The sequence below is a fragment of the Marinobacter sp. 1-4A genome (assembly GCF_016597725.1).
Taxonomy (GTDB): Bacteria; Pseudomonadota; Gammaproteobacteria; order Pseudomonadales; family Oleiphilaceae; genus Marinobacter.
Genome location: NZ_VCGY01000001.1, coordinates 548,610 through 562,438 on the forward strand (window position 1 = coordinate 548,610; position 13,829 = coordinate 562,438).

Consider the following 13,829-nt stretch of genomic DNA (forward strand, 5'->3'; position numbering starts at 1 on the left):
ATTTTTGTGTGGATCATCAGGCGCTTTTCCTAACTGAAGCAAAAGCGATGCCAGCAAGACATCCCAGAACCCATCGTTGCCTCTAATGCCTATTCAGCGCTTCCCGCCATCAAAGTTTCCAGGGCAGCTGTAACCTGCTGGAACTCTGCATCTATAGCGCTTAACAACGGCGGTGCATCACTTAAGCGCTCTTCCAGACCTACTTTCTCGATCTGTCGGCATAGCTCCCCAAGGTGCGGCGCTCCGATATTGATGCTGCTACCTTTGAAGCTGTGAGCCGTCTTCGCGAACGCATCCGCATCCCGGTGCTTCATGGCAGATTTTAGGCTAGTAATTCGCTCTTTCGAATCATTGAGATAAGTGCGAATCAAGGTTGCAAACTCATCTTCCATTACATCTTGAAGCTCTGCTAAAGCCTCTTCATCAAGGTGTGGTAAATCAGCCATGACCGACTCCCTTGTTTCCAATAAAAACGTGGTGATTAAATAAACCAATCGTAAATAACTTCTACCCGGTTCCCTTTCCCATGAAACCGTATAGATTCTGCCAGTCGCATTAACAAAGCCAAGCCCCGGCCACCATAGCGGGGCCCGCTCTGGGCCATATCCGTGGATTGTAAAACCGGATGGCTGTGAAAATCGAATCCCTGACCGCTATCTTCACAAACAACGCGAAGGCGCCCGCCGGAAGGCATTAGATCGTGCTGGAAACTGAACCGGATATAGTGACCGCTCACTCTGTTCAGCCGCTCGGAACGTTCGGAATAATAGCGCTCAAAACCTTCCGGGGTGTATTTCCAATCTGAAGGCAGTCGAAGCACACCATGCTCCAGCGCATTGTTGTAAAGCTCTGACAGTAGGGTATAGACTTCCCCGCTTTTGCGCCGCAGCCCCGGCACTTCCATGCATATATGCAGCAAGAGAGGCAGAGGATTGAATTCCCCTAGCGTGTTCTCGCGGATTTCATAGTCACAATGCCACTGCGAAGGCCCGGCGAGAGTAGAAAGCCCGACCTCCTCTGTTAACGTTGTTTGGCCAGCCTCTTCCACCATTTCTACACAGCAAAGTGTAAGGTCGTCACCAAACTTTTGCTGACCGGTAAACTGTTTGATTGCACCCATTAAGACATCAAAGGGATGGCTGTCGGCGCTTGTGCTTTCAATAGCATGGCGAACACCTTGCTCACCAAAGAGCTGGCCTTCGCGGTTGGCACACTCCAGAACACCGTCAGTCATCAACAACAAGCGATCACCGGGCCGAGACCTAACAGCTTCCATTTCAGCGTTGAACTGATTAGCGCTCAAAATTCCGAGCGGCAAGTGCCGGGAAGGCAAAGCATACTGCTCCATGGTCGAGCGTATCAGCCATATATCAGGTAGCCCGCCATTCCAGATGTTTAACTGGTTGTGCGCAAAATCCACCTCCACCATAACACCGCAACAGAACATGTCTTTTGGCAGTATGCGCACAAGTTTCTGGTTAATTTCTCTGAGTATATCGGAGCCATCAAAACCCTTGCTGGCCATACCATAAAAGCTCTCGGCAATAGGCATAGCGCCGATCGCAGCGGGCAATCCATGGCCGGTAAAATCTCCGGTAAAGATAAGCATTCCGCCCGCAGGTCGGGGGGAAGCAAAAAGCACATCGCCACTGAATATGGATAAAGGAGAAGCGTGATAGCGAATATTGGCGGCGTCCAAACACCCGGTGTGGGCGACATTGTCGAACACCCGCCGGGCAACATGCTGCTCTTCCAGCAGTTGCCTGTTCCGCTCGTGCGTCAGGTCCCGTTGGTCTGACAGAGCTTGGTGCATGAGTCGCATTCGGTTAAAGGCATTGATCTTGGCCTTGATCATCAACCGGTTGTAGGGTTTGCTTAGAAAGCCGTCCCCTCCCGCTTCAAGACATCCCGCTAAATCTTCGGGTTCAGACAGGGAGGTCACAAAGATCACCGGCACAAAACGCTCACCGGCAAGCCGTTTGATTTGCCGGGCTGCCTCCATGCCGTCCATTGCGGGCATGAGAGCGTCCAGCAAAACAATATCCGGGGCGCCCTGTTGAAAGTGCAGCACTGCTTCATGGCCATTAGCGGCATCCAACACCTGATGGCCAAGGCGCTTCAGCAAGGCTTTTAATATGAGGCGGTCACTGTCGCTGTCGTCTGCAATAAGAATGTTGAGGGGGACATTTTCGGCAGCAGACTCATCCATGAGGTGTTCCAGTGGCCCGGGCAATCACCGAATGGTGAACAATTGCTCAAAATTGGAAATGGTTAGAATCTTGCGGACATCGTTGTTGCAGTTTTCGATAGCAATTTTGGCATTGTCGCCACCAGCATGATCCCTGAGCAAAAGCAGCATGCCCAGCGCAGAGCTATCAAGATAGGTCGCTTCCGATAAATCGACAATGTAGTTGCTCACATTTGCACCGCTGTGTTCGTAGGCGTCTCGAAAAGCCTGATGGGTGCTGAAGTCAAAGCGCCCTTCTATTTCAATAATTAGGCACTGACCGTCGTGACTGCGGCGGGTCTGGATCGGCATCCGCAAAACCTCCGGTGATATTCTCTGAAACATCCGAGCGCCGCGTTTCTGGCGGCCTATGATTGTATAATCATAGCCCAGTGCAGCCAGATTGCATGGAGTGAGAGTTGATTCAGCTCATCCTTTAGCGACGGCGTCGCGCAAAGGCACGGCCAGCAGCTTCGTCGGCGAGTTTTTGCTCTTGCGAATCCTGCTCTCTGAGCTCTTGTTGACGGCAGGTTTCAATGTACTTTTCCATACCTCGACGTCGCTCCCAAGCTTGCTGCCACTCTTGCCGACGAGCCTCAAAAACCGCCTCGGCCTGATCAAGCTGCTTCTGTTGCTGCAAAATAACTTGATCCAGCTGGGCAATGAATGCCTGCCAAGCCTGTAATCGACTTACCTGTACCACGCCCTGCTGGCTGTTGCGGATCTGATCCCGGTATTCCTGCTGGTAACGATTGAGGTTTGCAACCTGTTCGCTGTGTTGCTCCACCAGTTCCCGGGCTTTGCTCATCTTCTCCAGAGCTTCTTTCTCTTTTCGCTCTTCCAAAGCAAGCACAACTACCAAGCGTTGGGAACGTAACATCAATTACCACTCCGGTTGGCGTTGGCAGCCGCAGGATCAGGAACGGCGGATTTACGGCGATCCGGTGAGCGCCTCTCTGGCACCACCGCCAACAGCCCCTCAATGCTATCACTCAGTGATGCTCGCTCGTTCAATCCCTGTTGCAAGAACTGACGCATGTTGCTTATGTGGGCAATAGCGAAGTCGGTTTCCGGATCGGAGCCCTTAACGTAAGCCCCAACGCTAATCAAATCCCGTGCTTGCTGATAACGCGAGTAAACTTGCTTGAATCTCTGGGACCGGGCAAAATGCTCGGTTTGTGTTACCTGCGGCATAACCCGACTGATGGACGCTTCAACGTCGATGGCCGGGTAGTGCCCTTCTTCTGCCAGGCGCCGGGACAGCACAATGTGGCCATCGAGTATCGCTCTGGCGGCATCGGCGATGGGATCCTGCTGATCGTCACCCTCTGTGAGCACGGTATAGAACGCGGTAATGGAGCCGCCCCCGGGTAGTCCATTGCCCGTGCGCTCAACCAATTGGGGCAGCTTGGCGAAGACAGAGGGCGGGTAACCTTTGGTCGCTGGGGGCTCACCAACGGCTAGCGCAATTTCGCGCTGGGCTTGGGCGTATCGGGTGAGCGAATCCATCAACAAAAGCACGCGTTTGCCTTTGTCGCGATAATATTCTGCAATCCGCGTCGTCAGCATGGCCGCTCGCAATCGCATCAAGGGCGAGTCATCGGCCGGTGAGGCCACGACCACCGATCTCGCTAGACCTTCCTCACCCAGAATATCTTCAATAAACTCTTTAACTTCCCGGCCTCGCTCACCAATCAGGCCCACAACAGTAATATCGGCATCGGTAAACCGGGTCATCATGCCCAGCAGCATACTTTTACCCACGCCGCTGCCCGCAAACAGGCCCAAACGCTGGCCCTGACCGACGGTTAGCAAAGCGTTGATCGCGCGGATACCCACATCCATGGACTGCCGCACGGGTGCCCTGTTAAGCGGGTTGATGATTTCGCCGGTAAGGGGAACCCGGGCCTCAGCTTGAAGTGGCCCTTTACCATCAAGAGGCTCACCGCTGCCATCAACCACACGACCAAGCATTAGCGGCCCGACGGGAACGCGACTGGCAGCGGAAAGTGGAACCACTCTTGCACCCGGCTTCAAGCCTTCGATAGCCGTTAGGGGCATGAGATAGACCTTATCGTCCTCAAACCCCACCACTTCGGCTTCTACGGTTCCTGCTCCCTCGCCTTTAATTACGCAGCGGTCGCCCACCACCATAGGGCAGCCAACGCATTCCAGCGTTAGCCCAACCATTCTGGTTAAACGACCTGAAAGCTCAGGCTCGGGGTCGGCACGAAGATAAGTTTGATATCGATCGAGACGGTCAGCCAGGGAGGATGTCATCGGGCTTTCCTTCGGCTGGAGGGTCTTCAGGAGGCCTGGCTTCAGAGGGACTGTGGTCGCTGGGCACCTCTTCAACAGAGTCTTCAGGTGCCGAGGGCTCCGGTGAGCTCAGCACGTCCCTTTGAAAATCTGTCAGGTCGTCCATTAGGGCGCCCAACTCTTCCGGCTCGCTGCTTTCGCTATCGTTTGTCTGTTGTTCCAGCATACTTTGAACTGCGCGCTGGAAGCGCTTTTCAACGGTGAAATCTACAAGGCTGTTGCGAGTTTCAACCCGACAGCCACCGGGCAGCACCTTGTCGTCTTCCACAACCGAGGCCGCTGCCTCGAAACGCTCTGCCACTTCAAGAACCGAGCTGTAGTCATCGGGATGAACATATATGCGTGTATTCTCTGCGGTAGAGGGCAAGGCCTCCACCGCTCGGCGCACAACCTGCCGTATCTGGGAAGAGTCAATAGTGAGCTCGCGGTATACAACGGCACGGGCGAGTACCATCGTAAGGTTTAACAGAGAGGTTTCAAGCTCGTCCTGATGGCGGCTAATCGGCGCCAGAAGCTCGCCTAACAACTGCTCCAAGCGCTCAAGGCTGGCACTGACTTCGGTGCGGGTCTCGTCGTATCCTTCACTGTGCCCGCGCTCTTTACCCTCTGCGAGGCCAGCTTCCAAGCCTTCTTTATGGCCTTGTTCGTAGCCTTCCGCATGGCCTTCCTTTATCCCCTGATCTTTGCCCTCGTTGAAGCCATCTTCGTGGGCAGCCTGCCGAATTTCGTCGATATCCGCGGCTGTCAAAGGTTTGACATCGCGCTCTTCCTCACGTGCAACCTCATTGCCACGGGCATCCAGTAGGGGAAGCTCCCAACGCTCGTAGGCGGTCAGTTCCTCTTTGGGAATGCGGCTGAGATCTTTGGTGGAGTCTTTCATCACATCATTTCTTCACCGGCACCGCCGAGGGTAATTTCACCTGCCTCAGCCATGCGACGGGCAATGGTAATAATGTCTTTCTGAGCAGATTCCACTTCGCTCACCCGCACTGGGCCTTTGGCTTCCAAATCGTCCTGCAGCAATTCCGCCGCTCGCTTGGACATGTTCTTGAAGATCTTCTCCTGCACGGCGTCATCAGCTCCCTTCAGAGCAACAACCAGAACTTCCGACGACACCTCACGCAGCAAGGCCTGAATACCACGGTCATCAATATCTTTGAGGTTATCGAATACAAACATGAGGTCTTCGATGGTGGTGGCAAGATCCGGGTCCATATCTTTAATGGAGTCGAGCAGATTGCCCTCAATGCTGCGATCCATAAAGTTCATAATATCCGCAGCGCGTTTTATGCCACCGATTCGGCTAGTTTGAGCCGCCGAACCGCCAGAGAACTGTTTCTCCAGAATATCGTTAAGCTCTTGCAGGGCCTGAGGCTGAATACTTTCCAATGAAGCGACCCGCATCATTACATCCAGACGCACCTTATCATCCAGTGTGGCGAGAATTTCCGCAGCCTGATCGGGGTCCAGATAGGAGATAACAATGGCCTGAATTTGCGGGTGCTCGTAGCGGATAATGTCGCCAACGGCTCTAGGCTCCATCCACTTAAGCGTGTCTAGGCCTGTGGTATTGCCACCAATGAGAATGCGGTCAATCAAGCTTGCTGCTTTATCGTCGCCCAGTGCTTGAGTCAGCATGGCGCGAATATAATCATCATTGCCAACGCCCAAGCCGGTTTGGCCACCCACAGCGTCCACAAACTGGTTCAATACGTAGCTTACGTCGCCTTTGCTTACGTCTCTCATTTGGGCCATGGCAACACCCACCCGCTGAACCTCTTTTGGGCCCATGTGCTTGAGCACCTCGGCAGCGTCTGCTTCACCCAAAGACATCAGCAGAATAGCTGCCTGCTCTACTCGCGGAATTTTCCGTTGCGGTGCTTGCGGCGCATCGCTACCTGACGGTCCAGATTGATCAGTCATCAACATTCACCCACTGGCGCAATACCTGAGAAACCCTCGCCGGGTCTTCGGCAATCAGGCCTTTAAGAGCATTCAACTGTCTATCATAGCTGTCTGTGGCTCCGGGCAAAAGTAGATCGTCCTGAGCGGTCATCGCTTGGCGCAACGCATCGTCACTGCCAGCGTCATCATAATCCCCGTAACCATTCGGACCTGCTTCATCGTCCCGATCTCGCCGACCGCCGCCCGACAAGCTTTTGAGTGTCGGTCTCAGCAAACCCAGCACCAGAACCAGAATCACCAACCCAGCCAGAACCTGTTTCATTAAATCCCAAAACCAAGGTTGCTCCCAGAAACCCGGAGTTTCAAACTCATAGGCTTCCTCCGGTGCAAAGGCGGTATTCATCACGGTTACGCTGTCGCCCCGTGAAGCGGAATAACCTACGGCATCCCTCACGAGCATGCTCAGGCGTTGCAGTTCCTGCTCAGGCCAAGGCTCGTAAGTCACTTCGCCGGTATCGGGATTCACAACTTTCATATCGTCAACGGCAAGTGCAACCGTCACCCGCCGTACACGCCCTAACTCTTGACGGGTATAGCTAACCGTGCGATCCATTTCATAGTTACGGGTGGACTCTTTACGCACGTTCACCGGTGGCGCTGGCGTTGCGCCCTCGGCACCATCCGCTTGCGCGTTTGCACCGACTTGTTCTGGCACTGTGGCATTGGCAGGAGGTTGATTCGATAAGGCTCCGGGAACTCCGCCATTAAAGCCTGCAACACGCTGTTCTGTTAGATCACGCTCACTGCGAACTGCCTGTTGTTCAGGATTGAACAGCTCTTCTGCCTGCTCCACTGAGGAAAAATCCAAATCGGCAGACACTTCTGCGCGGTACCGGCCCTCACCAACAATGGGCGCAATCAGAGAGGCAACGCGACGGGTGAGGCGCTCCTCCAAGCGAGAGGTATACTCATACTGGTCCTGCATGCGCTCGCCATCACCCTGACTTTCTTTGCCGGTCAGCAGGTTACCGTTTTGGTCAACAACGGTGACATGGTCTTTGTTCATCATGGGGATGCTGCCAGCGACCAAATTCACAATGGCGGCAATTTGTTCTTGCTCAGGGCGGCGACCCGCAAAAACTTCGAGAAAAACCGAGGCGGTGGGGTCACGGGCATCCCGTACGAAAACGGAACGCTCCGGAATGGCCAAGTGAACTCGAGCGCCGCGAACGCCGCGCATGCTGCTAATCGTACGCGCCAGTTCGCCCTCAAGGCCCCGACGATAGCTAACGGTTTCCATGAACTGAGAGGTGCCGAGCCCCCGTTCCTTGTCCAGCAGTTCGTAACCCATGGTTTTTTGGTCTGTTACACCCTCTGCAGCCAGCTTAAGTCGGGCGTTGTAAACCTGATCGGAAGGCACCAGCAGAGCACCGGTGCGCGTATCCATCTTGTAATCAATGCCATTGCTGTCAAGAATTGTGGTTACATCCTGCGGGTTGTACGCGGACAAATCCCCCACAACAGGCTGATAATTCGGCTCCTGCGCCCAAAGGACAACCGCAACGCCCAAAGCGACACTCGCGGCAAGGCCGACCATCAGGCCAACTTGGCGTAGCAGGTTCAGGCGATTAAACCCGAGAAAAAGATCGCTTTTGCTCTCGGAGCTGTCGCCACCTTGAGTGGTTGGCATGCTTGTATTGGCTTCTGCAGGAACGCTGGCCATGTCTGGACTCCGTTATCAGATCGGCATATTCATGATGTCTTCGTACGCCCTGACCACCCGGTTACGCACCTGTGTCAAGGCTTCGAACGAGACTGAAGACTTCTGGGCAGCAATCATTACGCGTGTAATGTCCACGTTGGGATCACCCATATCGTAGGCCGTTCGTAGCTCACTGGCATTCTGCTGAACCTCGTTCACCGTGTTTACGGCTTTGCCCAGCATGTCGCCAAAGCTGGTTGTTTCTTGGGTCCGGTCAACTTGACGTGGTCCGTCAATACGACCACGCACCGATTGATCTTGCTCGACACGCTGGTTTTGATTCATTTGCGAACGCAGTGAGCGAATATCGGACAGAACACTGTTGATGTCGGCACGCTGAACCATAACTTTCTCCTGACACCACCCCGCAGAGGGCAGGCTTGCTGGTATGACTGTATGCATTAAGACTAAGCAATGGTTAGGCCATAATGTTTTTATCGTTAAATTACAACTAGTTAGAAACTAATTCTGGCAACTGAACTGTGGCAATGACAGAGTTTTGACAGAGTAAACCTGTAAGGCAAGCGTTGGATAAGGATGGTGAAACACAGCTATTGATGAAGTTACCCACAATAGCTGTGGATAAGATTGTTAACAGAGCTAGGACAGGCTCCGTACAACACCATGGAAAGGGCTCTACGGGCAACTGGTGCGAAATTGATCAGGCTGCAGGAAAGGCTAAGAACTGCTCAAAAAAAGGCACTCGTAAGAGTGCCTAATAAGGGGAATGTTAACGAAGGACTACTGCAAATACGGCTTATGCCAATGCCAACTCGGCATCCAAATCGATACCGGCATCCCGCATCTGTGCCAGCTTATACCTCAAAGTCCGCGGGCTTATACCTAACTGCTCTGCAGCCCGGTTGCGACGCCCGCGTTCGTTTTTCAACGTCTGGATAATAATACGGAACTCTTGCTGGCGTAGATCATCTCCCAACGACCCGGCTTCAACTGGTGCCGTATCTGCAATACCAGACTGCTCCTGATAGGCCGTAAAGGGTTCTTCCACGTTTGCGGCAACTGGCTCCACAATAGCTTTTGTAGCCACTGCGCCATGGCCGTCGAAGCGTCCGCTGGTGCCGATATCGAGGCACAGGTCGGCCGCATGGATCACATTACCTTGATGCAAAACCAGAGAACGCTGGATAGCATTATCCAGTTCCCGCACGTTACCGGGCCAACTGTGCTGAACAAGCGCGTTGCGGGCATCGGCCGCAAAGCTTATGCCGGTCAATTTCATCTTGCGGCAGTGTTTTTTAAGCAACGAATTCGCCATGGGCAGAATATCCAGCGGACGCTCCCTTAGGGGCTGCCAATGCATGGGGAACACACTTAACCGGTAATACAAATCCTCCCGGAACCGCCCTTCCTGCACGAAATCCGCCAGATCACGGTTGGTGGTGGCAATCACACGCACATCCAATGTGATGGTTTTACGTCCACCCACTCGCTCCACTTCCCGCTCTTGCAGAACCCGGAGTAGCTTGGATTGAAGTCCTGGGTCCATTTCCGAAATTTCGTCTAGCAGTATGGTTCCACCATTGGCCTGCTCAAACTTACCGGGTGCGGATGCTACCGCACCGGTAAAGGCACCTTTTTCGTGGCCGAACAGAATGGCCTCAAGCATATTCTCCGGAATGGCCGCGCAGTTTATGGCAACAAATGGCTGATCCGCCCGTGGAGATTGCTGGTGGATATACCGCGCCAGCACCTCTTTACCGGTACCGCTTTCACCAGAAATCATCACCGTAGAATCACTGCCAGCTACTTTTGCTGCCAACTGGAAGATCCGCTTGCTCGCCGGATCTTCAGCCACAGGCTCATCGTCGGATTTCTGGCGGCCACCGCCCACCACTTTGGTCACCGCATCAACCAACACTTTCGGTTCAAACGGCTTTACAAGATAGTCCACAGCTCCGGACTGCATGGCAGAAACAGCGTGGCTGATTTGCCCATAGGCTGTAATGAGCATCATCGGCAAACCGGGGTACAAGCGCTGCACTTCTCCCAGCAGCTCATGACCGGAAAGCCCGGGCATATTTACATCACTGACAACCATATCAACCGGCGACTCAGCCAGCCGCACCAAAGCTTCGTGAGCGTTTGATGCTTCGCTTACGCGAAACTTAGCCAGCTCCAAGGTGGTTACCAGCGCTTCGCGCAGGTCACGGTCATCTTCAACAATTAGAATCTGGGCCTTGGCCATGGTTGCCTCCGATCAAACTTTATTATGCATAAGCGGCAGACGCAGTGTTGCAACCGCGCCCCCCTGCTCTGGCGATTCAATAGAAAACTGTCCCTGATGGGCCTTCACAACAGCTTGCACAACCGCTAGCCCAAGCCCGGTTCCGTGGGATTTCGTTGTGTAGAAAGCTTCTGACAGCCGACCTGCCTCCGCGTTCGCGAAGCCCGGGCCGTTATCCATTACCCGAATAAACAGCTCACCCGCTTGCGCTGTCGCTTGGATTGCCACGGCCGTAGCCCCGGCTTCAAGACTGTTATTCACCAAATTGGTACAAGCTCCCACCAACGCATCCCGGTTACACATCAACCGGCAATCCGCTGACACCTCGTTCTTTAACATTACATGTGAGCCAGCGGTTGGTTTGATCCCTTCTAGCGCTGATTCAATAGCCACAACCAAGGTATCTGCCGACAACTCTTCCGCCAGGCGAGTTTCACCCCGCGCAAAAATCAACATGTCCCGCACTTGCTGTTCCAGATGCGTAAGGCGAGACATCAATCGGGAGGCGCAACGCTGGCGCATCTCCTCATCAAGGTCTTCTTGCGTTAAATGCCCGCCATAAAGGATGGCTGCAGACAAAGGCGTGCGGATCTGATGGGCAAGCGAGGCCACCATCTTGCCCATGGCCGATAGCCGCTGAGCATGTGCAAGCTGCGACTGCAGGTGACGGGTTTCCGTTAGATCGGTCAATAAAATCAGCTGCCCCGGCTGGTTTTCCATGGTCCGGATCTCAATACTCACTCGGCGGCCGTCTTTCAGGGATACCTCATGACCATCATCCCGGCGCGGCGAGAAGCAACGACGAATTACGTCTACCCAGCGCTCACCTTCCAACGGCTCTCCCAACAAGGCGATGGCCGCCGGGTTGCTCTGGGTAACCACACCTTGGCTATCCAGAACAACCACGCCTGCGGGCAACGCTTTTAGCAGAGTAGAGAGCCGGTCAGCCAGTTGCTCTTTCTCTTCCAGTTCTTGTTGGCGCTGCAAAGACTCCTGGCTCAATTCGCCAGAGAGCTGATTAACCCGCGACTCAAGCGTGCGATAAGAATCGGTAATCTGCCGCGACATCTGGTTGAACATTTCCAACGCAGAATCCACCGCCTCATCATCCTGCTGTGGAAACAACGCTCTAACCTTATCGTTAGCATCCGCTGCCGCATTGGCCTGTGCCTCATGCTCCACCGACTGAATGACAAACTGTGCCTGACTCATAACCTGACTCCCGATTAACCCAAAACAGCGGGCTACACCCTTAGGATGATTCGTTTGCAAGTCACTAAGCCAGCTCCGTGCCAACTAGGAATTGTTATTTATAATCAATGACTAAGAAAAACAAAGAAAGGTAGGCGACGGTTTTACGTCGTCCAAAATCGAGAAAACGCCAAAGGCTATAAACCTTTGACGTCTTATTGTCACAAGAAAGAGGCGCTTAATACGCCATCGCGCAAACGCTCAGGACCCCTCGGATTCTTCCTCCCGAAGCCCGTACTTCCGAACCTTCTCAACCAGAGTCGTCCGCCGAATCCGCAGCTTCTCCGCAGCCCGAGCCACTACCCCGCCAGCCTCGTCCAGCGCCTGCTGAATCAATTGTCGTTCAAGGCCAGACAAATAATCTTTCAAATCAATACCGTTAACTGGCAGCAAAGCGGGCGCGTCCAGCCCAACCAACCCCGGAATTCCAGAGGGCATCCCGGAATCCTCAACCGGGCGGTTCTCGTCAAGATCGTCTACATAACGAAACTTCTTCGGCAACTCCTGCACGCCGATTACGCCGTAAGGGTGCATAATCGCCAGCCTCTCCACCAAGTTCGCAAGCTCACGCACATTACCCGGCCAGTCATGCCTGCATAGGCTCATAATCGCTGCTGAATTCATTCGTAAGGATCCCCGCTTTTCCTTTTCCATGCGGGAAATCAATTCATTAATCAGCAACGGAATGTCTTCTACCCGGTCCCGCAACGAGGGAACCTCAATGGGGAAGACGTTCAGCCGGTAATACAAATCCTCCCGGAATTCGCCGGTTTCGATCATTTCCTCGAGGTCTTTGTGGGTTGCAGCAATAACACGAACATCTGCAGAAATTGTCCGGTTACTGCCTACCCGCTCGAACGTGCGCTCCTGCAATACCCGCAGGATTTTTACTTGCATGTTGAGGGGCATATCGCCGATTTCATCCAGAAACAGCGTGCCGCCCTCAGCCATTTCAAAGCGCCCTACCCTGGCCGTTATCGCGCCGGTAAAGGCACCTTTCTCATGGCCAAAAAGCTCACTCTCCAGCAACTCTGCGGGAATCGCGCCACAGTTTACCGGCACAAAAGGCTTTTCACGTCTTGAAGAGTGGTAGTGGAGGTTTCTGGCAACAACTTCTTTACCTGTGCCGGATGGGCCGGTAACCAGCACACTTACATCTTTATCGGCCACTTGTTCCATAAGTTGCCGCACCTGCTGTACTTTACGACTGGTGCCCACCAAACTGCGGAACAACTGCAAGCCACGTTGCTGACCACGCTCTTTAGAGCGACGGAACTGATCGGTAAATATCTGAGCACGGTAAAGGGAATCAACAAACTTGGTATAGTTGAGCGGCCATTCCATACGGGCAATAATACGGGCTGAACACTGCTCCGGCAGGCCTTTGAGCGCGGGGTCACCAACCAATAGAAAGGGCACGCCCTCGACGGCTCTACAAACCGTTTCGATAGTGGCAGCGACTCCCGAGTCTTCACCGTTCACGATAGCAACGGAAATGTCCGAGAGGCTTTCCTCATCGCCAGATTCGAGCAGCGCTAGAGCTTCCTTACCAGCAAAGACCTGCTCTTCGCCGATGAACTCCAGAATGGTCGCCATGTCCCGGCGCCTAGATTCATCCTCACTCAGCACCAGCACCTTGTTGTTTTTAGACATTCACAGGAATCTCTTTAGGGTGTGTGAGCGGTATTTAAGACTGTAAACACAAAAGAGTCAATTTTATGACGCTATTTTGGTCGAGTTGTTGATACGTTCTGATATGCCTTGGCGGCACTGCGATTGCGATTTACCCCTTTTAAGGCCCGTTCCGCTTCAGCCTTAGCGCGAGTAGCGCCTTCACCGGCTGCGTCCATAAACTGGCGCAACTCTTCCAACCGCGTGCGCACCAACTCCGGATCAATCTGCCCAGTTTCCAGCGAGGTCATCAAGGGTTCTACTCGGGGCTTTATCTGCTCATTGAGGCGAACCAAAGCATCCCAGTCCTGATCGCGGAGGGCGTCACCTAGCTCTGCCATAAGCTCATCGAGACTATCGAGATGGGTTTGGAGTTCAGAAGAGGAAGGGTTTTGAGGGTCGGCCATAAAGCAGTGTCCTTGCAGAAAGTGTTGAGAATCGGACGACCC

The 13,829-nt window shown here is 53.7% G+C and carries 13 protein-coding genes; all 13 read right to left on the minus strand.

Features of this window, described 5'->3' with window-relative positions; all coding sequences use genetic code 11:
- Window positions 1–89: 89 nt before the first annotated feature.
- The 13 genes from FE845_RS02395 to FE845_RS02455 all read right to left on the minus strand — a co-directional run bounded on the left by FE845_RS02395 (window position 90) and on the right by FE845_RS02455 (window position 13,787).
- Entirely contained in the window at window positions 90–446 is a 357-nt protein-coding gene (locus FE845_RS02395; RefSeq protein ID WP_200361575.1) for an Hpt domain-containing protein, read from the minus strand.
- A 35-nt stretch (window positions 447–481) separates the two neighbouring features.
- A complete protein-coding gene (locus FE845_RS02400) occupies window positions 482–2,209 on the minus strand; it encodes a fused response regulator/phosphatase (protein WP_200361576.1) in 1,728 nt (575 codons plus the stop codon).
- A 24-nt stretch (window positions 2,210–2,233) separates the two neighbouring features.
- Window positions 2,234–2,539 carry an STAS domain-containing protein gene (locus tag FE845_RS02405; RefSeq protein ID WP_200361577.1) on the minus strand — a complete coding sequence of 102 codons (306 nt, stop codon included), beginning with the start codon at window positions 2,537–2,539 and terminating at the stop codon, window positions 2,234–2,236.
- A 124-nt stretch (window positions 2,540–2,663) separates the two neighbouring features.
- The gene (gene fliJ, locus FE845_RS02410; RefSeq protein ID WP_200361578.1) at window positions 2,664–3,107 is read right to left on the minus strand and encodes a flagellar export protein FliJ; all 444 of its coding nucleotides are present in this window, start codon (window positions 3,105–3,107) and stop codon (window positions 2,664–2,666) included.
- Window positions 3,107–4,507 (minus strand): flagellar protein export ATPase FliI, encoded by a 1,401-nt coding sequence (gene fliI, locus FE845_RS02415; protein ID WP_200361579.1) that lies wholly within the window; start codon window positions 4,505–4,507, stop codon window positions 3,107–3,109. The genes fliJ and fliI overlap by 1 nt, the downstream gene beginning before the upstream one ends.
- Window positions 4,488–5,426 carry a flagellar assembly protein FliH gene (locus FE845_RS02420; RefSeq protein ID WP_200361580.1) on the minus strand — a complete coding sequence of 313 codons (939 nt, stop codon included), beginning with the start codon at window positions 5,424–5,426 and terminating at the stop codon, window positions 4,488–4,490. The genes fliI and FE845_RS02420 overlap by 20 nt, the downstream gene beginning before the upstream one ends.
- Window positions 5,426–6,469, minus strand: coding sequence for a flagellar motor switch protein FliG (fliG, locus tag FE845_RS02425; RefSeq protein ID WP_200361581.1), 1,044 nt, complete (start codon window positions 6,467–6,469; stop codon window positions 5,426–5,428). Before fliG ends, FE845_RS02420 begins: the two co-directional genes overlap by 1 nt.
- Window positions 6,462–8,174, minus strand: a complete 1,713-nt coding sequence (fliF, locus tag FE845_RS02430; RefSeq protein WP_200361582.1) for a flagellar basal-body MS-ring/collar protein FliF — start codon at window positions 8,172–8,174, stop codon at window positions 6,462–6,464. Before fliF ends, fliG begins: the two co-directional genes overlap by 8 nt.
- A gap of 15 nt (window positions 8,175–8,189) precedes the next feature.
- A complete protein-coding gene (gene fliE / locus FE845_RS02435) occupies window positions 8,190–8,558 on the minus strand; it encodes a flagellar hook-basal body complex protein FliE (RefSeq protein WP_200361583.1) in 369 nt (122 codons plus the stop codon).
- Window positions 8,559–8,970: 412 nt separating this feature from the next.
- Window positions 8,971–10,419: a sigma-54-dependent transcriptional regulator gene (locus tag FE845_RS02440; RefSeq protein ID WP_200361584.1), complete on the minus strand. Its 1,449-nt coding sequence runs from the start codon at window positions 10,417–10,419 to the stop codon at window positions 8,971–8,973.
- A 12-nt stretch (window positions 10,420–10,431) separates the two neighbouring features.
- Window positions 10,432–11,670 (minus strand): sensor histidine kinase, encoded by a 1,239-nt coding sequence (locus tag FE845_RS02445; protein ID WP_200361585.1) that lies wholly within the window; start codon window positions 11,668–11,670, stop codon window positions 10,432–10,434.
- A gap of 240 nt (window positions 11,671–11,910) precedes the next feature.
- On the minus strand, window positions 11,911–13,362 hold the full coding sequence (locus FE845_RS02450) for a sigma-54 dependent transcriptional regulator (RefSeq protein ID WP_200361586.1): 1,452 nt from the start codon (window positions 13,360–13,362) through the stop codon (window positions 11,911–11,913).
- Window positions 13,363–13,433: 71 nt separating this feature from the next.
- Window positions 13,434–13,787, minus strand: coding sequence for an SOS cell division inhibitor (locus FE845_RS02455; RefSeq protein WP_200361587.1), 354 nt, complete (start codon window positions 13,785–13,787; stop codon window positions 13,434–13,436).
- Window positions 13,788–13,829: the final 42 nt, after the last annotated feature.

Coding starts and splice junctions, on each gene's coding strand:
- FE845_RS02395 (WP_200361575.1), bottom strand. CDS start 446: ATGGCTGATTTACCACACCTTGATGAAGAGGCTTTAGCAGAGCTTCAA.
- FE845_RS02400 (WP_200361576.1), bottom strand. CDS start 2,209: ATGGATGAGTCTGCTGCCGAAAATGTCCCCCTCAACATTCTTATTGCA.
- FE845_RS02405 (WP_200361577.1), bottom strand. CDS start 2,539: ATGCCGATCCAGACCCGCCGCAGTCACGACGGTCAGTGCCTAATTATT.
- fliJ (WP_200361578.1), bottom strand. CDS start 3,107: ATGTTACGTTCCCAACGCTTGGTAGTTGTGCTTGCTTTGGAAGAGCGA.
- fliI (WP_200361579.1), bottom strand. CDS start 4,507: ATGACATCCTCCCTGGCTGACCGTCTCGATCGATATCAAACTTATCTT.
- FE845_RS02420 (WP_200361580.1), bottom strand. CDS start 5,426: ATGAAAGACTCCACCAAAGATCTCAGCCGCATTCCCAAAGAGGAACTG.
- fliG (WP_200361581.1), bottom strand. CDS start 6,469: ATGACTGATCAATCTGGACCGTCAGGTAGCGATGCGCCGCAAGCACCG.
- fliF (WP_200361582.1), bottom strand. CDS start 8,174: ATGGCCAGCGTTCCTGCAGAAGCCAATACAAGCATGCCAACCACTCAA.
- fliE (WP_200361583.1), bottom strand. CDS start 8,558: ATGGTTCAGCGTGCCGACATCAACAGTGTTCTGTCCGATATTCGCTCA.
- FE845_RS02440 (WP_200361584.1), bottom strand. CDS start 10,419: ATGGCCAAGGCCCAGATTCTAATTGTTGAAGATGACCGTGACCTGCGC.
- FE845_RS02445 (WP_200361585.1), bottom strand. CDS start 11,670: ATGAGTCAGGCACAGTTTGTCATTCAGTCGGTGGAGCATGAGGCACAG.
- FE845_RS02450 (WP_200361586.1), bottom strand. CDS start 13,362: ATGTCTAAAAACAACAAGGTGCTGGTGCTGAGTGAGGATGAATCTAGG.
- FE845_RS02455 (WP_200361587.1), bottom strand. CDS start 13,787: ATGGCCGACCCTCAAAACCCTTCCTCTTCTGAACTCCAAACCCATCTC.